Source organism: Microlunatus phosphovorus NM-1 (assembly GCF_000270245.1).
In the GTDB taxonomy this organism is placed as follows: Bacteria; Actinomycetota; Actinomycetes; order Propionibacteriales; family Propionibacteriaceae; genus Microlunatus; species Microlunatus phosphovorus.
In genome coordinates, this window is sequence record NC_015635.1 from 5,433,995 (window position 1) to 5,452,069 (window position 18,075).

The following is an 18,075-nucleotide window of genomic DNA, read 5'->3' on the forward strand; positions in this document are numbered from 1 at the left end:
TTGAATCGTGAGCAGGGTTGAATCGTGAGCAGGGTCGGAGTGTGAAGGAGTCGGAGCGGGACCAGACAGCGCCGATCAGCGAATCCGTCCTCGAGGATCGAGTGCTGCAGGCCGCGGAAGAGGCCTTCGCCAGAGTGATGGCCGGGGTGCCCGAACAACTGGCGACCATGCCACCCGATCTGGACCTCGCCGACGCCATCCGCTGGGCCGGCGACCGAGTCACCGAGCTGCTGGCGGGTCTGTCGGAGCTGCCGCTGGAGTCGTTGTTGGGTCTCGATCACGAGTCCGGAGCCACCACACCGATGCCGAACGGCGAGCCGGTGCGGGTGCAGGCCACGGCCGGCACGGTGGCCGAGGCCCGGGTCTGGGTGCATCCGGTGGGGGATCTCGCCTCCGGCGCGCTGCATTTCCTGCTCAGCGACCTGGTCACCGCGAGCGGTGGGACGATTCCCGGGTCGCTGGCCGGCTTCACACCGGAACAGATCGCCACCCCGGTCACCGCCGGCGCGGGCACTCTTTTGAGGCTCTGGGTGCCGGCCGGCGCAGCTGCTGGCTGCTACCACGGGCACGTCTTCGCCCACGGGGTGATCGGTGCCGCCGTACCGATCGTGGTGACCCTGACATGAGAACCTGGACATGAGCACGCTGACATGAGAACTGCCACCGAGCTGCTGGAGTCGTATGCCTGCCTCACCCGCGCAGCCATGGCCGAGACCGTGGCCGGCGGCGCCCCCGGCAGCTATCTCTATGAGCTGCTCCGGGACTACACCGACCGGCAGGGCAAAGGTCTGCGTCCCGGGCTGCTGCTGGCCGCCGCCGAAGCCTGTGGCGCGTCGATCCGGACCGCGCTGCCGGCGGCAACGGCCCTGGAACTGCTGCACACGTCGTTCCTGATCCATGACGACGTCGAGGACCACAGCCGGCTGCGCCGCGGCAAGCCCACGCTGCACGAGCTACACGGGGTCCCGCTGGCGATCAACGCCGGTGATGCGCTCGCCAACCTCGCCACCCAGCCGTTGATGTCGAGCGCCTTCCCGCGCTATCGGTCCCGGGAGGTGCTGGCCGAGCTGCGGATGGCGATCCGGCAGACGACGGAGGGGCAGGCGCTGGAGCTCGGCTGGCGTCGTCACACGGTGGTGGACCTGACCGAGGTGGACTACCTGGAACTGGTAGGTCGGAAGACCTGCTGGTACACGACGATGGCGCCACTGCGGATCGCTGCCCTGCTCGGGCGCTGGCAACCGGCATCAGCCGCACTGGACCGGCTGGGGTTCCTGGCCGGCTGTGCCTTCCAGATCCGCGACGATCTACTGGATGTCACTCCCGGCGGGCAGGAGGGCAAGGAACCGCACAGCGACATCGCCGAGGGCAAGCGCACAGTGATGTTGATCCACCTGTTGTCAGTCACTCCCCCGGACCAGCGGCAGTGGATCGTCGGCTACCTCGGCAAGGCAGAGCACGAGCGAACTCAGCTCGAGCAGAGCCAGCTGCTGAGGATGATGGTCGAGGCCGGCAGTCTGGCGTACGCCGAACAGCTGGCCGAGGTGCTTGGCCAAGCCGCCCGCCGCAGCTTCGACGAGGCATTTGCCGACCTGCCGGCCTCCGCCGAGTTGGACTCGCTCCGGGCGCTGGTCGACTATCTGATCGACCGAAGCTGACCTTGATGGGCCCGCTAGAGCCCGGCCCGGCGGCGGAGCGCGGCGGCGTCCCGGATCTCGATCGTCTTTCCGTCGACGTCGATCCAGCCCCGCCCGACCAGGCTTTGCAGCACCCGGTTGACCGCCGGACGCGAGGCACCAACCATCTGCGCCAGCTCGGTCTGCGTCAGATGGAGGTCGACCGACAGGCGGCTGGCGGCCCTGCCAGGCTGCCGCTCGGCAGTCTGGACGAGCAGCTTGGCCACCCGGCCGCCAAGGTCGAGGAACACCAGATCACTGGCCTGCTCGGTGAGCCGCCGAACCATCGCACCCAAGGTCCGCAGCAACTCATCGAGCAACACAGGACTGCGTTGCATCGCCTGGAGCAAGGCGGCACGGTTGACGACCAGGGCCGTGGTCGCCTGCACGGCGACCGCCGAGGCCGACCGTGGACCCTGGTCGATGAGGGACAACTCGCCCAACACCTCGCCGGCACCGACCGTGGCCAGCACCATCTCGTCCCCGCGATCGGAGGTCACCGTGATCTTGACCAGCCCTTCGACGACCACCGCCAGATGATCACCGGGGTCGCCTTGATACATCAGGTACTGATCCCGACGGTAGGTGCGCGGCACGCAGACAGCGGCCAACTCGCCCAAAGCGGTGCCATCGAGCCCACCGAACACACTGGTCCGGCGAAGCGTGGCAAGAACCTCGTCGCGGTTCATCGCGCACCCGTAGGGATTCGAACCCCAAACCTTCTGATCCGTAGTCAGATGCTCTATCCGTTGAGCTACGGGTGCCCTCGCACCTCGACGATCTCATATCGAGGCAACGACGCCAGAGTCTAGCCGCATGTGTCACGCTTGCCCAACTCGGTTGATCACCCCCGCACGGCTTTGACAGAACCACTGGCTCACTGGTACTAGCCGTTGTGCAACTTTCGGGTCTTGTGACCTATTGTTCACTTCACGTTCGTCGCTTTAACGTCGAGTCGTAACCCGGTGTTGGTTGACACCGACATTCCCCCCTTCCCAGATGGGACCTCTACGTGACTGTGCTGTTCGTGGTGATCACCGTCATCGTTGTCGCGCTGATCTTCGACTTCACCAATGGGTTCCACGACAGTGCCAACTCCATGGCGGGGCCAATCGCCACCGGAGCACTCAAACCGAAGACTGCCGTGCTGATTGCAGCCGTCCTGGATGTGGTCGGCGCCTGTCTGTCCACCGAGGTCGCCAGGACGATCTCGGGCGGCTTCTTCGATGACACGCTGATCACTGCACCGATCGTGCTCGCGGGACTGGTCGGCGCCATCATCTGGAACCTGGTCACCTGGTTGCTCGGCCTCCCGTCCAGTTCCTCCCACGCCTTGTTCGGCGGCCTGATCGGCGCCGTGATCGTAGGCGCCGGCTTCGCCAGCGTTCACTACTCGGTGGTCGTGTCCAAGGTGCTGCTGCCGGCCCTGGTCGCGCCGGCCGTCGCAGGTATCGCTGCCGCCGGAGCGACCGCGCTGGCCTACCGTGTCACCCGGAGAACCCCACGTAAGTACAGCGAGAAGGGGTTCAAGCGCGGCCAGGCGTTCACCGGGTCACTGGTCGCGCTCGCCCACGGCACCTCCGATGGACAGAAGACCATGGGCGTGATCACCCTGGTGCTGATCGTCTCCGGCTTCCAGGCCTCCGGCACCGGGCCGCACTGGTGGGTCGTGCTGGCGGCCGGTCTCGCGACCGGCCTGGGCACCTACTCCGGTGGCTGGCGGATCATGCGCACCATGGGCAAAGGGATCGTCGACATCGAGACTCCCCAGGGGGCTGCCGCGGGTGCGGCGACCACCGCCACGATCCTGGCGTCGGCGAACCTCGGTTTCGGTCTGTCCACCACTCATGTGGCCACCGGCAGCATCCTCGGCTCCGGGCTCGGGCGTCGCGGCGCGACCGTACGGTGGAGTGTCGCCCGGCGGATGGTAACTGCCTGGGTGCTGACTCTGCCCGGTGCCGCGATTGTCGGCGGGCTCGCCGCGTTGCTCGCCGAGCACGGCGTGGTCGGCTCGATCATCCTGGTCAGCTTGCTCGCCATCGCCTGCGTGGTGATCTGGCGGCTGTCTCGTCGCAACCAGATCAGTCATCACAACGTGACCGACAGCGCCGATGTCGCGGTCCTGTCCTCGGCTGCGGCCTCGGACACTCCTGGCGAACCGCAGCTGAACGGCTCTCGGCGGAGCGACATCGCGCCGCCGGCCAAGGCCGAGCGACCGAAGCAGAAGAAGCGCAAGAAACAGAGGAGTGCCGCATGATGAAGATCGATTGGGCCGCTCTCGGCGTGGTCGCCATCGTCTCGATCTTCGTCACGCTGGCTTTCACCGCACTTCTCTCCGGCGGAATCCGACTCGTCGCGCAGGGCGCCACTCCGGTTGAGCAGTCAGCCGGCTCACAGGTCGTCAAGCTCGCCGGCTACGCGCTGCTCGGCTTGGCCGGTCTGTTGGTGCTCTTCGGCATCTACCTGCTGATGCCCATCTCGGGCTGAGCTTCGACACAGTCAGGCCTCGAAATGTCACTCGCCTGGGCCGAAGGCGACCCAGGCGAGTGATTCTGGTGGCGGAGGCGGCGGGATTTGAACCCGCGATGGGCTTTAAGACCCAAACCCGCTTAGCAGGCGGGCGCCATAGACCGGACTAGGCGACGCCTCCCCAATGCTGCGACTCACGAATCCTCAGGGAACCCGCGGAACCGCCCGGTAAGCGTACCGATGTGCGGCGAACGGAGCAAAAGCAGCCGCCCTGCGATCAGTGGGCCGCAGTCCGACCAACTCCGTACGAACTCCGAGTGACCCGACTGTGAACCTCTACCAACGCTTCAGATGGCGCGGACTTCCTAGTCACACGTACAGTGGTTGCCGCGATCCATACCAGAAGGCAGCCGGACTCCGGCCAAGCGACACTCGGGAGGAGCGAAAAAGCCGATCCGGTCTGGGGCGGTGCGGAGAAGTGAAAGGGATGGTCGATGGCTGACGAGGACCGTAGCGCAGCGGAAACTACCGCCGTCGGGACCAATCAGGCACCTCCCCAACCCGCGTCCGACCCGCACTTCCGACGCACGATGGGCTTCACCGTGGCAGGGACGATCATCCCTGGTCTCGGACTGCTCGCGGCCAGGCGACGCATCGCCGGTGGCATCGTGCTTGCGGTCTTCCTCGGCGTGATCGTGGTCGTCGCCGGCTGGGCGATCTCCGATCCGCAGGGACTCGCCGCCCTGGCAGTTCGGCCGTCGATCCTCAACGCTCTGGCCGTCATCCTGGTCGTCACGGCAGTCATCTGGGTCGGGATCGTGATCGCCACACACCTTGCCCTGCGCACCACGCCGAGCAAGCCGCAACGCATCGCCGGGGGCATCCTGGTCGGTGTGCTGGCCTTCGCAGTGGCTGCTCCGATGGCGGTCGCGGCTCGCTACAGCTATGACTCCGCCAGCTTGATGTCCACCTTGTTCAAGAGCGACAAGGAGACCAAGTCCGCGACCAAGCCGAGCGCCTGGGAGAAGCCGTCCGATCAGCCCTCCGCCGATCCGTGGGCCAAGAAGCCCCGGTTGAACATCTTGCTGCTCGGTGGTGACGCCGGAAAGGGACGCACCGGCACCCGGACCGACACCGTCATCGTCGCCAGCATCGACACCAAGACCGGCGACACCACCTTGATCAGCCTGCCGCGCAACACGGGCCGGATGCCGTTCCCGAAGAACTCCCCGTTGCATGAGCGCTGGCCGAACGGCTTCACCGACGGCAACGGTGACAATGCCGAATACTTCCTCAACTCGATGTACGACAACGTGCCGCAGCAGGTCCCGCACGACATTCTGGGCGAGACCGACAATCTCGGTGCCGATGTGATGAAGCTCTCCGTCGGGGAGGCCACCGGGCTGAAGATCGACTACTACGTGCTGATCAACCTGGCCGGCTTCGAGAAGATGATCAACGCGCTGGGCGGGATCACGGTCAACATCAACACCTATATCCCGATCGGCGGCAACACCGACCTCGGCATCCCGCCGGATGACTATCTGAAGCCCGGGCCGAAGCAGCACCTGAAGGGCCGGGAGGCGCTCTGGTATGCCCGTGGCCGCTACGGATCCGACGATTTCGCCCGGATGGACCGGCAGCGCTGTGTCATCAACGCGATCATCAAGCAGGCCAATCCAGCGAACATGCTGGCTCGCTACGAGGAGATCGCCAAGGCCGGCAAGCAGATCGTGAAGACCGATATCCCCCAGGAAGTGCTGCCGCTGATGGTGGATCTGTCGTTGCGGGTCAAGGACGGCAACGTCCGCAGCGTGGTCTTCAAGCACGGCGTCGACGGATTCTCCAGCCCGCACCCCGACTTCGCGCTGATGCGCAAGCGGGTCAAGGACGCCCTCAGCGAGACGAAGAACGAGAAGCCGTCCTCGGGCTCGACCAAGAAGTCGACGAAGTCGCCGAAGCCGTCGACGAGTGGCGGATCGGGTAAGAGCCAGGCCAGTGAGGACATCGCCGACTCGTGCGCGTACCAGCCCTCGGTGGCCGCCACGGCACAACCCGCGCGGTAGCTGGTGTCGTGTAGTCAGTCGATGCGATAGCCGCGGCTGGCGTCCAGTCGGGCGGCCAGCAAGGACCCCAGGGCCTGGAATCCCGGCTGACCGATCTGACGCGGGTTCACGTACGCGACCATCGGCTTGCTGCCGTCGACCGGACTCACCACCAGTCGAGCACCCTTGACATTGATCTCGGCGATATCGCGCCAGTTGAACACCGTCCGCCGCCGGCCCGACGTGACGGTCAGCGTGTCCCGCTGGACCAGCAGGGTGGTCTGGAACATCCAGGTCAGTACCGTCGCGGCCAGCGCCAGCAGCAGCGCGAGCAGTAGGACCGCGATGCCGACCACCCCGAGCACGAGGTGCCAGCCGGACTGCCAGCCGACGACCAGCACGGCACCGATGACCGAGCCGACGGCGGCGATCAGATAGGCACGGATCGGCGGTGTCGCCCGGAGTGCGAATCGCTGGCTGTCCTCCGGCCGCAGGGCTGGATTGCTCACCTGATCGAATCCTTAAGGTCATCGGCCGGGAACCGGCGTGCGTCGTCTCGGGGGTGGAGGGCGGCGAGGGTGGGATTCGAACCCACGGAACGGTTTGTGCCGCTCGGCCGCTTTCAAGGCGGCTGCACTAGTCCACTATGCGACCTCGCCCACGTCGCGGGACATCCTAGCGTGACCCGCCTCTCCCACTTCGCACCATTTGATGCGACTGCGCACAGGGTACGCCCGGTGCGCAGTCGCACTACCTGGTGCGAAGTGGGGATCGGGGGTCCGTATGCAAGGTTGGCAGGCATGCTGGTGGTCGTCGCTCCCGAGCCGGGTGGTCCCGAACAGTTGCAGGTGGCCGAGCGGCCGGTCCCGGAGCCCGGACCGGGCGAGGTGCTGGTCCGGGTGGTCGCCGCGGGCGTGAACCGGGCCGACCTACTGCAACGCCAGGGGCACTACCCGCCACCTCGCGGAGCGAGCGAGGTCCTCGGGCTGGAGTGCGCCGGGTACGTGGCTGGTCTCGGCCACGCGAGTGTCAGCAGTCCGGCGGAGCAGCCGTCCAGTTGGCGGATCGGCGACCCTTGCCTGGCCTTGCTGGCCGGGGGTGGCTACGCCCAGTTCGTCAGCGTGCCCGCCGGCCAACTGCTGACGGTTCCGGAGGGCGTCGACCTGGTGACCGCGACCGGGCTGGTCGAGGTGGCCGCGACGGTGGTGTCCAATTTCGATGCCGCGGCCGTGCGGCCAGGCGAGGTCGTCTTGATCCACGGCGGGGCGGGCGGGATCGGCTCGATGGCGATCCAGTACGCCAAGGCGCTCGGCGCGGTGGTCGCGGCCACTGCCGGCTCGCCGGGCAAGCTCGACTACTGCCGCTCGATCGGTGCCGACCTGGCGGTCTCCTATCGTGACGACTGGGTCGGCGCGGTACGCGATCTCTCCCATGGTCGCGGCGCCGACGTGATCTTGGATGTGATCGGCGCCAAGTATCTGGAGCAGCATGTCCGGTTGCTCGCCACCGGCGGTCGGCTGGTGGTCATCGGGTTGCAGGGCGGCACCAAGGCCACGCTGGATCTGGGTCGGCTGCTCGGGATCCGCGGGTCCGTGCTGGCGACCACGTTGCGTTCCAGGCCTATCGACCAGAAGGCCGCCATCTGCCGTCGCGTCGAGGAAGTCATCTGGCCGCTGGTGGCCGAGGGCGCGATCGTCTCAGCCCCGCAGACTCGATTCACCCTGCAGCAGGTCGTCGAAGCCCACCGGCACCTGGAATCCGGCGACAACCTGGGCAAAGTGGTTCTCACGATCGACACCGCATGACCGGAATGGTCCAAGTCGGCGTTGTGGGCTTCGGGGTGCGGGCCTCGCTGGCCTCAGTCGTGCAAGCCAGCGGTCTCGGCGAGGTGACCGCAGTCTGGGATCCGAGCACACGTGGCCGCTCCGACGCGCGACGCATGCTCGGCGCGGAGATTCGGCTCACCGACTCGCTGACCGAGTTGCTCGGTTCCGGAGTGGAGGCGGTCCTGGTGCTCAGCCCCGACTACACCCACCATGACGTGGCCGTCGCTGCGCTGCACGCCGGCATCCCGGTGTTCTGCGAGAAGCCGCTGGCCACCAGCGTCGCCGACTGCGACGACCTGCTTGCGGTGGCGTATGCAACGCGCACTCGGCTGTATGTCGGGCACAACATGCGGCACATGCCCGTCATCCACCTGCTTCGCGGAGTGATCGCCTCCGGTCGGATCGGCGCTGTCCGCTCCATCTGGTGTCGACACTTCGTCGGCCACGGCGGGGACTACTACTTCAAGGACTGGCACGCCGAGCGGAGCCATTCCACCGGCCTGCTGCTGCAGAAGGGCGCTCACGATCTCGACGTCATCCACTGGCTGGCGGGCGGCTACACACGGCGTACGTCGGCGATGGGTCAGCTGGCCGTGTACGGATCACTCACCGCCCGGCGCGACCAGGGAGAGGCGCGGATGACCGACTGGCACGACCCGACCGGCTGGCCCCCGGCCTCCTTGACCGACCTCAACCCGGTGGTCGATGTCGAGGATCTGTCGCTGATGCTGATGGAGCTCGACAACGGTGTGCTGGCCTCGTATCAGCAGTGTCACTTCACCCCGGACTACTGGCGCAGCTACACCGTCATCGGTGACGCCGGGCGGATCGAGAACTTCGGTGACGGTCCGGGTGGTCGCGTGGCGATCTGGGATCGGCGGCATCCCAGCTGGGCTCCGCCCGACGAGGAGATCCCCATCACCGGCACCCAGGACGGCCACGGCGGTGCGGACGAGCTGATGGTGGCCGAGTTCCTGCGATTCGTCCGTACCGGTGAGCCCACCCAGACCTCGCCCGTCGCGGCCCGGCAGGCCGTGGCGGCCGGAGCCACGGCCACCGAGTCGCTTCGGGGCGACGGGTCTGCCCTGCAGGTGCCCGAACTCGATCCGGCCTTGCGGTCCTACTTCGACGCCGGCCAGGTCTAGCTGGTCCAAGCCCGCCAGAGGGCCGCGTACTCCCCGTCGGCGGCGACCAGCTCCTCATGGCTGCCGAGCTCGGCGACCTGCCCGTCGATCACGACCGCGATCCGGTCCGCATCGTGCGCCGTGTGCAGCCGGTGGGCGATCGCGACGACTGTCCGTCCGTCCAGCAGCGAGGCCATCGACCCCTCGAGGTGCCGCGCCGTCCGCGGGTCGATCAGCGACGTCGCCTCGTCCAGCACCAGCGTGTGTGGGTCCGCCACCACCAGCCGGGCCAGGGCGACCTGCTGCGCCTGCGCCGGAGTGAGTGTCAGGTGCCCGGCGCCGATCATGGTACGCAGCCGCTGCGGCAGCTTGTCGACCCATTCGGCGCCCTCGACCGCCCGCAACGCCTCCCACACCCGATCGTCGGAGGAGTCCTCCCGAGCCAGCACGATGTTGTCCCGGATGGTTCCGGTGAACACGTGATGCTCCTGGGTCACCAGAGCCACCTCGGTACGCAACTGGTCCAGCGGCAGCGACACCAGATCGACCCCACCGACGGTGGCCCGACCGGATCCTGGCGGGTTGATGCCGGACAGCAGCCGACCCAAGGTCGACTTGCCCGATCCGCTCGGTCCGACAATCGCCAGCCGCTCGCCCGGGGTCAGCTCCAACGAAACCCCGTGCAACACCTCCTGGCCCTCCCGGTAGGAGAACCACAGATCGTGTCCAGCCAGCTGAGTCCCGGCCGGCTGCTCGTCACCGGCAACCCGGTCCTGCGGCACCTCAGCGATGCCGAGCAACCGGGTCGTCGAGGCCACCCCGACCTGCAGTCGGTCCAGGTTGCGGATCAGTCGATCCAGCGGCTCGATCAGCGCCTGCAGATACAGCGTGGCGGCGGTGATCTGCCCCAAGGTCAGGCTGTGATTGGCGTAACCGATCCCGCCGATCACCATCACCATCACCAGAGGCGTGTCGTAGGCCAACCCGATGAACGCGAACAAGATGTTGCGCAGCGACATGGTGTAGCGCTCGGCCTGCGCCGACACCGCGATGTCCTCGTCACCGATCGCGATCCGCTCCCGCTGCAGCCCGAAGGCCTCGACGGTCCGCGCTCCCTCGACCGTCTCGGTCAAGGTGGTGTTGATCGTGGAATAGGTCGAACCCTCGGTGATGTAGCCCTTCGGCGCACGGGCCAGATAACGCCGGACGCTGACCACCAGCAGCGGCGCGACGACCAGCAACGGCAGGGTCAAGACCACCGAGTTGAGCAGCATCGCCACCAGCGTCAGCGCAGCGGTCACCGCCGCGATGACTGCCTCCGGCAGCCCATACCGAACGCTCTCGCTCATGGTCGAGACATCCCGGGTGACCCGAGTGACCAGGTCACCCGAGCTCGCGCTCTCCACCTTGCCCAGCGGCAGCCGCAGCACCGTACGAACGATCCGTTCCCGGGCGCTCGCAAGCACGTCCTGACTGAACACCGTCGAGGCCAGCAGTGCGCCGAACGTGAGCAGGGCTTGCAGCACCACGACCGCACCGACAGCCAGACCGAGGTAGGTCAGCTGTGAGGCCACCGTGCCCGGTGCCGCCGCCCGGTCCACCAGGTTGCCGAGGATCCGGGGCACGATCAGCCCCGCGATCGCCGCCAGGGCATGCAGCGCCAGCAGCACCACGACCATCCACCGCCGGCGGGCCAGCAGCTCGGTCAAGAAGGTCACCACGGCCGGCATGCTCGCCACCGGCAGACCGCGTTCCGGGTTCCGCGACCGCGCAAAGGTGTCGCGCGCTCGTTGCTCCCGCTCCAGGTGGCGGGAGTGCCACAGCCGAAGCCGCTCTCGGCCCGAGGCGCTGGCCGGGGGCGGCGGCAGCAAGGTGGCAGGCACCCGAGGCTCGGCAGGCCCGGTACGCCAGGTCTCGGCCGACCCGGTCAGCCGTGTCACGACCTCAGTCATGATCGGCTCCCCTCATCCTCGAATTTCCCCTCGTCCTCGTCCAGCGACCGCACGACGACTCGGCGGTAGCCGGCACTGCGTGCCAGCAGTTCGTCGTGGGTGCCCACGTCGACGACCTTGCCTGCCTCCAGATAGGCGACCTGGTCGGCGTGATGCAGCAGCAGCGGCGACACCGTCATCGCGACCGTGGTCCGTCCCCGCCGATGCTCGGCGAGCCGCGCGGCGATCGCGGCCTCGGTATGCGCATCCACCGCCGAGGTCGGCTCGACCAGCACCAGGATCTCGGGATCGGCGGCCAGCGCCCTGGCCAGCACCAGTCGCTGCCGCTGCCCACCGGACAGCCCCCGGCCGCGCTCGTCGATCTGGCCCTGCCAACCGGCCGGCATCAGCTGGAACACGTCCTCGGCAGCCGCGGTCAGCAACGCCCGCTCTGCTTCCTCCCGGGTCAGCCGGCCGGCGGGGTCGACGGTGTCCTGCAACGTGCCGGCGAACACCACAGCGGCGGTGTGGCTCACCAGGATCCGATCGCGTACGTCCGCGATCGGCACGTCCGCCAGGTCCACCGAGCCCAGGGTGACGCCCCACCGCCGGGCAGCCAGCGCCGCGTCCCTGGCCTTCAACTCGGCCCGCTGCTGGGCCTTCCGCTGGCGAGCACGCCGAGCGGCTCGGCCGCTCAGCCCGTCCTCGACGTCGAGTCCCACCGGATCGTGATCGCTGGGCAGATAGCGACCCAACCGGTCAGCCAGCGCCGCCGAGTCCTCCGGCGTGCCCGACACCACGATGGTGAAGCGACCATGACCTGCCACGAATCCCGACTCGAGATCATGCAGATCGGCTCCGTGCGGCAGCGTCAACGGCTGCTCCGGTTGTTGCCACGGCGGCTGCTGCTCCATCACCGCGACCGTCTTGCGCGCGGCGACCAGAGCCCGGACCCACTTCTGGGCGAGCTCGAAGAAGGTCTGGATGGGCCAGACCATGAAGACCGCGTACCCGAAGAAGCTGACCAGCTGACCCACCTGCAACTCGCCGGCAGCGACTTCCCGCGCACCGAGCACGGTCAAGGTCACCAAGAACATGCCGGAGAACAGCACGCTTGCGGCGTCCACCGCTGCCTGCCAGCGTCCGGCGGAGACCGCGGCCTGCCGGGTGAGCTGCGACTGGTCGGCGTAGTTGCCCGCGAAGGTCTGCTCGCCACCGATGCCGCGCAGGATCCGCAGCCCCGCGACGATATCGGTCGCCAGCGAGGTGAGATCGGACAACCGGGTGCGCTCCCGTTCCTGGCGACGCTCCAACGGCTTCAGCAACGGCATGGCCAAGATGACCAGCAGCGGGGCGGTCAGCAGCACCACCACGCCCAACTCGAACGAGGTGTGCAGGACAATGCCCGCGATGACCAGGTACGCCAGCAGCGCGCCGACGGCTCGGGTCAGCACCTCAGTGAGGGCACCCATCTGGTCGGAGTCCCCGCTGGCGACGCTCAGCACCTCACCGGTCGGCACCCGCTGCGGCAACACATGGCCCAGCTGAGTGGTCTTGCGGGTGATGAGCTTCATCGAGCCGTACATCGCGATCAGCCAGGAGCGCACCACGACCGTGTGGCCGAGGACGCCGGCCGTCACGCCGACCAGCGCGAGACCGAGCAGGCCCGCTGCGTACCTCCAGACCGCTGAGCTGTCACCGCCGAGCAGGCCCTGGTCGATGATCTGGCCCACCAGATAGGGCCCGACGGCCCCCGGGAACCACTGCAGCATCGCGAGCAGGCTGAGCACGACCAGCACCGGCCATTGCTGTCGCAGCAGCCACCAGAGGTAGCGCGCGGGCGAGGAGGTGTCTGGCTCGGCGAAGGACCACCGGCGCGCGGAACGCCCGCCGCGGCCGGTGACGATGGTCGATTCGCTGGCCACGACGGTGCTGAACTCCGGAACATCCGGCGGGAAGTCGCGCATAACCAGACCACCGTATGTGGCAGCACCGACAGCCCACCAGCGAGTTTTCGCCGCCACGGCTGAGCGGATCAGCCGAGGCGGGCGAGACCGGCTGCGCCGAGGTGTGTCGGTGGCGCTACCTATGATCGCGACCATGAGTGAACAGCCCGAGGAGCCGAGCACCCGCGGGATCGCAGGCACGACCGACGACGGCCGTGTCTATGTGGTCACACCGACCTCGATGGCCGTCGAGGGCCCACCGCCGGTGGAGGTCGAGGATGCGGGGCAGGACCAGAAGTCCGTCACCGAGATGGTGGCGCAGCCGGACAAGGTGATGCGGATCGGGAACATGATCCGGCAGCTGCTGGAGGAGGTGAAGTCGGCGCCACTGGACGAAGCCAGCCGACAACGACTACGCGACATCCACTCCGCCTCGATCGCCGAACTCAAGCAAGGTCTGGCCCCGGAGCTGGTCGCCGAGCTGGAACGCATCAGTCTGCCGTTCGGCGAGGACGTCACCCCGACGGACGCGGAGCTGCGGATCGCCCAGGCCCAGTTGGTCGGCTGGCTGGAGGGTCTCTTCCACGGCATCCAGACCGCGCTCTTCGCCCAGCAGATGGCTGCCCGCGCCCAGCTCGAGCAGATGCGACGCGCTCTGCCGATGGGTCAGGCGCATCCGGGTCCGGACGCCGCTCCACCGCCCGGCGCTGGTGGCATGTACCTGTAGGCCCGACAACCCGAAGTGAGAGGTGGATCACTAGAAAAGAATCGGCAGACGATGTATCTCCACGGCCGGAGCCGACTCGGGAGCAGTCAGAGGATTCGTCAGGGATCTTCTGTGGTGCGGAGGGAACCGATAGCTCAGGAGGAACGTCTCATCCGCGCCCTGTAAGCGCCGAAGAGACTGGAGATCGCATGCCGACCATTGTTGTCGACCGCCCCTACTCCCCTGTCCGTGATAGCAACCCCGTCCGCCCGAGCAGCGCTGTCCGTCAGAGGAACGCTATCCGTCAGAGCAGCGCTGTCCGTCAGAGCAGCGCCCAGCCCTGTGTGCCGGTGGAGCCCCAGCGGTACGTCGAGCCGGGCCAGCCGGCCTGCGCGGCGTACCCGGAGCTCTTCCTCGATCCTGCCCTGGAGACCGAGCCGGTGCCGAGCGCGCCTGCCCGAGTACGCAGGCAGCATGCCGCGCTCGCCGCGGCGGCCACGGAGGTCTGCGCTTCCTGCCCGCTGCTGACCGCGTGTCTCTACCGCGCCGTGGTCGAGTACGACGTGGCCGGCTTCGTCGCCGGCACGACCGAGCGGCAGCGGTCAGCGATCCGCGATCTGCTGGAGATCGAGGTCGAGCCGGAAGACCTCGACAATCTCGCCGGAGTGGTCGGCGGTCAGCGCACGGTGGACCACGACGAGGTCGTACGGCTGCGCAAGGCCCATCCCGAGGAGAGCCTGGAACGGATCGCCCGACGCCTCGGCTGCTCCCTTTCGACCGTGAAACGGCACCTGCGGAAGGAGCGTAAGCAGCCGTCCGGTGCCTCGCTGGCGGCCAGGCCGCGACCCACGCACACCGAGGTCCGGCAGGCCACGGCAGAAGTTCTTGCCGAAAACTCAGGATCCCGTCGCGCTGCGGCCTGAGAAACGGTACCTTTCAACTGAACGCTCACCTGGGAGACCGCAGGGCCTCGGGTGGGCGTTCCCTTTACTCATCACTCGCTGTGCTGGTCGTCACTCGCTGTTCCGCTGCGCGCCGGTTGATTCTGTCTTCCCTCGTCGTTCGCAGACGATAAAGCGTTGTCTGCTCACTCCTCAGTCCAGACAGAATCGGGCGCTCCGCTTCACGGCCGCTCGCGACGGGGACTCGCTCGCTGACGCTCCCTCGTGGACCCCCGGCAGAGTCGCGCGGCCGCTCGCGACGGGGACTCACTCGCTGACGCTCGTTCGTGGATCCGGTCAGGGCCGTCCTAGCACTCGCGGCCGCGTCACACCGGGGAGAGGTGCGTGCGACCGCCGAGGAAGGGCTGGAGTGCGGCCGGCACCCGGACCGAGCCGTCCGCCTGCTGGTGGTTCTCCAGCAGCATGATGATCATCCGCGGCATGGCGCACAGCGTCCCGTTCAGGGTGGCGACCGGTCCGACGCCGCCGGCGAACCGGCCCCGGATGTTCAGCCGTCGTGCCTGGAACTGGGTGCAGTTCGAGGTCGAGGTGATCTCCCGGTAGCGCTGCTGGGTCGGCAGCCAGCCCTCGCAGTCGAACTTGCGGGCCGCGCTCAGCCCGAGATCGCCGGCCGCGACATCAATCACCCGGTACGGGATCTCGAGGGCATCGATGAACTGCTTCTCCCAGCTCAGCAGCCGAGCGTGCTCGGCCTCGGCGTCCTCAGGCGCGCAGAACACGAACATCTCGACCTTGTCGAACCAGTGCACCCGGAAGATGCCGCGGGTGTCCTTGCCGTGGGCGCCCGCTTCACGTCGGAAGCAGGGGCTGTAGCCGACGTAGCGGCGTGGCAGTGACTCGGCGGGGAGGATCTCGTCGCTGTGGTACGCCGCCAGCGGCACCTCGGCCGTACCGACCAGATAGAGGTCATCGTCGGGCAGGTGATAGACGTCCTGGGCGGCCTGACCCAGGAATCCGGTGCCCTCCATCGCCGAAGGCCGCACCAACGACGGCGGGATGATCGGGACCAGCCCATTTCGCTGGGCTGTGCCGATCGCCAGGTTCAGCAGGGCAAGCTCGAGTTCGGCCCCTTGACCGGTCAGGAAGTAGAACCTCGATCCCGAGACCTTCGCACCGCGCTCGACGTCGATCGCACCCAGCAGCTGCCCCAACTCGAGGTGATCCCGAGGGGTGAAGCCCTCGGCGGCGAAGTCGCGAACGGTGCCTCGCTCCTCCAGCACCACGAAGTTGTCCTCGCCACCAGCCGGGACGCCGTCGATGATCAGGTTCGGCACCGCTTTGAGCAACCGGTCGAAGCTCTCGCCGGCGTCACGCTCGGCGGCCTCGGCCTTCTTCACCTGCTCGGCGAGCTCCTTGGTCCGACCGAGCAGCTCGACCCGCTCCTCAGCCGAAGCCCGCGGGATCTGTTTGCCGAGTTCCTTCTGTTCGGCACGCAGCGCCTCGTACGCAGCGATGGACGCCCGACGCGCACTATCGGCCGCCAAGGCCTCGTCGACAATCGCCTCCGACTCCCCGCGAGCGCGTTGCGACGCCTTGATCCGGTCGGGCTCAGCGCGTAGCACCTTGACATCAATCACCGTGGCAGCCTATCCAGACCTGGTGTGACACGCACCGCGAATACTTCAGTGCGGGCTCCAGGCCGGTGACGATGGGATGATTCTGCCCATGACGCGCCGGCGCCGCAGGACGAGCTCCATCATCATCACCGTTTCCTTCGGCGTGGCGTTCATCGCCTGGTCGTTGTTGCTGTTCCATTCGCCGGCGCTGTGGGCCCTGGACGAGCGGCTGGTGGCGCCACCGCTCGATCCCATGTCCATCGGCGCGCAGGTGATGGCCGCCTTTGCCCTGCTGACCTGGCCGGGCCTGGAGTACATCGCCTTGGCCTGCCTGGCCGTCTGGGCCTTCCGACGGCGATTGCGTGCGCTCGCCACGGCCCTGCTGCTGACCGTGGCTCTCGGCTGGGGGTCCGCCGACCTGCTCAAGATCATCATCGCCCGGCCTCGACCGGCCGATCATCTGGACGTCATCACCGCGATCGGCTACTCCTACCCCTCCGGGCACATGGTGGGCGTGGTGGCCTCCTGCGTCGCAGTCGGCGCGATCTTCCGCGTGATCCGGCGTAGTCCCGAGGCCAGGCTGCGATGGATGGTCGGTGCCTTGGTCCTGATCGCGTTGGTCGGCTTCAATCGGTGGTTCCTGGGCGCCCATCACATCGGTGATCTGATCGGGGGCGCCCTGCTCGGCGCCTTCGTCGCCAGCTTCAGCCTGGTCGTCTGCGGCGTCACGGTCCCCACCCCACACATCGACGTGGTCGAGATCGTCCGCGAGCGGCAGGTGGCGGCGAGTCCGCCGCCCGCCGCACCGCTGAAGCGATGCGCTGTCATCTACAACCCGGTGAAGGTCGTCGACAGTGTGGTCTTCCGTCGCCATGTGGAGTACGAGCTCACGTCCCGAGGCTGGGGTCCACCGCTGTGGCTGGAGACCACGGTCGACGACCCGGGGCGGGCCCAGACCGCCCAGGCGGTGGCTGAACGGGTCGACCTGGTGCTGGGTGCGGGCGGCGATGGCACCATACGGGTGATCTGCTCCGGTCTGGCCGGCACCGGCATCCCGTTCGGACTGATCCCGGCCGGTACGTCGAACCTGCTCGCTCGCAATCTCGGCATTCCTCGGGACGAGGCGGCAGCGCTTCGGGTTGCCCTGGACGGGCACGGCAAGACGATCGACCTGGTCCGGCTGACCGCCGACGGCGGAAGTGAGGACTACTTCGCGGTGATGGCGGGCGTCGGCGTCGACGCGGTGATCATGCAGGACACCAATCCCGATCTGAAGAAGACCGTCGGCTCCGCTGCGTACTTCGTCTCGGCGGCCAAGAACGCCAACCATCCCGCGCTGCATGCCACCATCCGGGTCGACAACCAGCCGCCGATCCGGCGCAAGGCGGCGGTGATCGTGGTCGGCAACGTCGGTCTGCTGCCCAGCGGCATCCTGCTCATCCCCGACGCCAAGCCGGACGATGGTCTGCTCGATGTGCTGGTCGCCTCACCGCGGACGCTGCGGGACTGGACCCGGCTGATCACGCAGGTGCTGGCTCGCCGGCAGCGAGACGACGAGCAGCTCGACCGGCTCACCGGACGGCGGGTGGAGATCACCGTCGAGCCTCGCGATCAGTATCAGATGGACGGCGACACGGTGGGCGACTGCGCTCGACTGGTGGCGGAGGTCGTTCCTGGTGCGCTCACAGTCCGGGTGGCACCGGTCCCGACTCAGCCCACTCCGGCGGCCGAGTCGAGCGACCAGAGCGATGAGGCCCAGGACGAGACGCCGGCCTCCGCAGAGCCGGAACCGGTCCCCAGCCCACACTGACCACCGCCTTCAGGCTTGTTGAGG

Annotated in this window: 15 protein-coding genes and 3 tRNA genes; 10 read left to right on the plus strand and 8 right to left on the minus strand. The window is 67.7% G+C overall.

Annotated features, from left to right (window positions below; all coding sequences use genetic code 11):
• Nucleotides 1-41: 41 nt before the first annotated feature.
• Both MLP_RS24570 and MLP_RS24575 read left to right on the plus strand, forming a co-directional pair.
• Nucleotides 42-626, plus strand: coding sequence for a hypothetical protein (locus MLP_RS24570; protein WP_013865931.1), 585 nt, complete (start codon nucleotides 42-44; stop codon nucleotides 624-626).
• A gap of 24 nt (nucleotides 627-650) precedes the next feature.
• Entirely contained in the window at nucleotides 651-1,658 is a 1,008-nt protein-coding gene (locus tag MLP_RS24575; RefSeq protein WP_013865932.1) for a polyprenyl synthetase family protein, read from the plus strand.
• A gap of 14 nt (nucleotides 1,659-1,672) precedes the next feature.
• Here MLP_RS24575 and MLP_RS24580 read toward each other — a convergent pair whose 3' ends face one another.
• Entirely contained in the window at nucleotides 1,673-2,365 is a 693-nt protein-coding gene (locus MLP_RS24580) for a Crp/Fnr family transcriptional regulator (RefSeq protein WP_013865933.1), read from the minus strand.
• Nucleotides 2,366-2,367: 2 nt separating this feature from the next.
• Nucleotides 2,368-2,440 (minus strand) — tRNA-Arg (locus MLP_RS24585).
• 248 nt (nucleotides 2,441-2,688) lie between these two features.
• Between MLP_RS24585 and MLP_RS24590 the strand changes: the two genes are divergently transcribed.
• On the plus strand, nucleotides 2,689-3,933 hold the full coding sequence (locus MLP_RS24590) for an inorganic phosphate transporter (RefSeq protein ID WP_013865934.1): 1,245 nt from the start codon (nucleotides 2,689-2,691) through the stop codon (nucleotides 3,931-3,933).
• Nucleotides 3,930-4,163: a hypothetical protein gene (locus MLP_RS24595; protein ID WP_013865935.1), complete on the plus strand. Its 234-nt coding sequence runs from the start codon at nucleotides 3,930-3,932 to the stop codon at nucleotides 4,161-4,163. The genes MLP_RS24590 and MLP_RS24595 overlap by 4 nt, the downstream gene beginning before the upstream one ends.
• Nucleotides 4,164-4,232: 69 nt before the next feature.
• Here the strand turns inward: MLP_RS24595 and MLP_RS24600 are convergent.
• Nucleotides 4,233-4,326, minus strand: a tRNA-Ser gene (locus tag MLP_RS24600).
• Between the two features lie 313 nt (nucleotides 4,327-4,639).
• Here MLP_RS24600 and MLP_RS24605 point away from each other — a divergent pair.
• Nucleotides 4,640-6,211 carry an LCP family glycopolymer transferase gene (locus MLP_RS24605; protein ID WP_231851392.1) on the plus strand — a complete coding sequence of 524 codons (1,572 nt, stop codon included), beginning with the start codon at nucleotides 4,640-4,642 and terminating at the stop codon, nucleotides 6,209-6,211.
• 14 nt (nucleotides 6,212-6,225) lie between these two features.
• Here the strand turns inward: MLP_RS24605 and MLP_RS24610 are convergent, their stop codons facing one another.
• Nucleotides 6,226-6,699 carry a hypothetical protein gene (locus MLP_RS24610; protein ID WP_013865938.1) on the minus strand — a complete coding sequence of 158 codons (474 nt, stop codon included), beginning with the start codon at nucleotides 6,697-6,699 and terminating at the stop codon, nucleotides 6,226-6,228.
• A gap of 61 nt (nucleotides 6,700-6,760) precedes the next feature.
• A tRNA-Ser gene (locus tag MLP_RS24615) sits at nucleotides 6,761-6,849 on the minus strand.
• Nucleotides 6,850-6,990: 141 nt separating this feature from the next.
• Between MLP_RS24615 and MLP_RS24620 the strand changes: the two genes are divergently transcribed.
• Nucleotides 6,991-7,995, plus strand: coding sequence for an NAD(P)H-quinone oxidoreductase (locus MLP_RS24620; RefSeq protein ID WP_013865939.1), 1,005 nt, complete (start codon nucleotides 6,991-6,993; stop codon nucleotides 7,993-7,995).
• On the plus strand, nucleotides 7,992-9,161 hold the full coding sequence (locus MLP_RS24625) for a Gfo/Idh/MocA family protein (RefSeq protein ID WP_013865940.1): 1,170 nt from the start codon (nucleotides 7,992-7,994) through the stop codon (nucleotides 9,159-9,161). Before MLP_RS24620 ends, MLP_RS24625 begins: the two co-directional genes overlap by 4 nt.
• Here the strand turns inward: MLP_RS24625 and MLP_RS24630 are convergent.
• Nucleotides 9,158-11,092 (minus strand): ABC transporter ATP-binding protein, encoded by a 1,935-nt coding sequence (locus MLP_RS24630; RefSeq protein ID WP_013865941.1) that lies wholly within the window; start codon nucleotides 11,090-11,092, stop codon nucleotides 9,158-9,160. The two genes, MLP_RS24625 and MLP_RS24630, sit on opposite strands and share 4 nt — an antisense overlap.
• Nucleotides 11,089-13,038, minus strand: a complete 1,950-nt coding sequence (locus MLP_RS29125; RefSeq protein ID WP_013865942.1) for an ABC transporter ATP-binding protein — start codon at nucleotides 13,036-13,038, stop codon at nucleotides 11,089-11,091. The genes MLP_RS24630 and MLP_RS29125 overlap by 4 nt, the downstream gene beginning before the upstream one ends.
• 133 nt (nucleotides 13,039-13,171) lie before the next feature.
• Here MLP_RS29125 and MLP_RS24640 point away from each other — a divergent pair, with 133 nt between their 5' ends.
• Together MLP_RS24640 and MLP_RS24645 are read left to right on the plus strand one after the other, a co-directional pair.
• Entirely contained in the window at nucleotides 13,172-13,744 is a 573-nt protein-coding gene (locus tag MLP_RS24640) for a bacterial proteasome activator family protein (RefSeq protein ID WP_049804822.1), read from the plus strand.
• Between the two features lie 329 nt (nucleotides 13,745-14,073).
• Complete coding sequence (locus MLP_RS24645; RefSeq protein ID WP_231851393.1) at nucleotides 14,074-14,646, plus strand: WhiB family transcriptional regulator; 573 nt, start codon at nucleotides 14,074-14,076, stop codon at nucleotides 14,644-14,646.
• Between the two features lie 344 nt (nucleotides 14,647-14,990).
• On the opposite strand, the gene serS is transcribed toward MLP_RS24645, so the two are convergent.
• Nucleotides 14,991-16,262, minus strand: coding sequence for a serine--tRNA ligase (gene serS, locus MLP_RS24650; RefSeq protein ID WP_013865945.1), 1,272 nt, complete (start codon nucleotides 16,260-16,262; stop codon nucleotides 14,991-14,993).
• A gap of 88 nt (nucleotides 16,263-16,350) precedes the next feature.
• Between serS and MLP_RS24655 the strand changes: the two genes are divergently transcribed.
• Nucleotides 16,351-18,051: a bifunctional phosphatase PAP2/diacylglycerol kinase family protein gene (locus tag MLP_RS24655; protein ID WP_049804677.1), complete on the plus strand. Its 1,701-nt coding sequence runs from the start codon at nucleotides 16,351-16,353 to the stop codon at nucleotides 18,049-18,051.
• Nucleotides 18,052-18,075 lie beyond the last annotated feature (24 nt).

Excerpts from the sequence above, each read along its gene's own strand:
- MLP_RS29125 (WP_013865942.1), bottom strand. The coding sequence starts at position 13,038 with ATGCGCGACTTCCCGCCGGATGTTCCGGAGTTCAGCACCGTCGTGGCC.
- MLP_RS24620 (WP_013865939.1), top strand. The coding sequence starts at position 6,991 with ATGCTGGTGGTCGTCGCTCCCGAGCCGGGTGGTCCCGAACAGTTGCAG.
- MLP_RS24640 (WP_049804822.1), top strand. The coding sequence starts at position 13,172 with ATGAGTGAACAGCCCGAGGAGCCGAGCACCCGCGGGATCGCAGGCACG.
- MLP_RS24625 (WP_013865940.1), top strand. The coding sequence starts at position 7,992 with ATGACCGGAATGGTCCAAGTCGGCGTTGTGGGCTTCGGGGTGCGGGCC.
- MLP_RS24580 (WP_013865933.1), bottom strand. The coding sequence starts at position 2,365 with ATGAACCGCGACGAGGTTCTTGCCACGCTTCGCCGGACCAGTGTGTTC.
- MLP_RS24575 (WP_013865932.1), top strand. The coding sequence starts at position 651 with ATGAGAACTGCCACCGAGCTGCTGGAGTCGTATGCCTGCCTCACCCGC.
- MLP_RS24605 (WP_231851392.1), top strand. The coding sequence starts at position 4,640 with ATGGCTGACGAGGACCGTAGCGCAGCGGAAACTACCGCCGTCGGGACC.
- MLP_RS24655 (WP_049804677.1), top strand. The coding sequence starts at position 16,351 with ATGACGCGCCGGCGCCGCAGGACGAGCTCCATCATCATCACCGTTTCC.
- MLP_RS24595 (WP_013865935.1), top strand. The coding sequence starts at position 3,930 with ATGATGAAGATCGATTGGGCCGCTCTCGGCGTGGTCGCCATCGTCTCG.
- MLP_RS24630 (WP_013865941.1), bottom strand. The coding sequence starts at position 11,092 with ATGACTGAGGTCGTGACACGGCTGACCGGGTCGGCCGAGACCTGGCGT.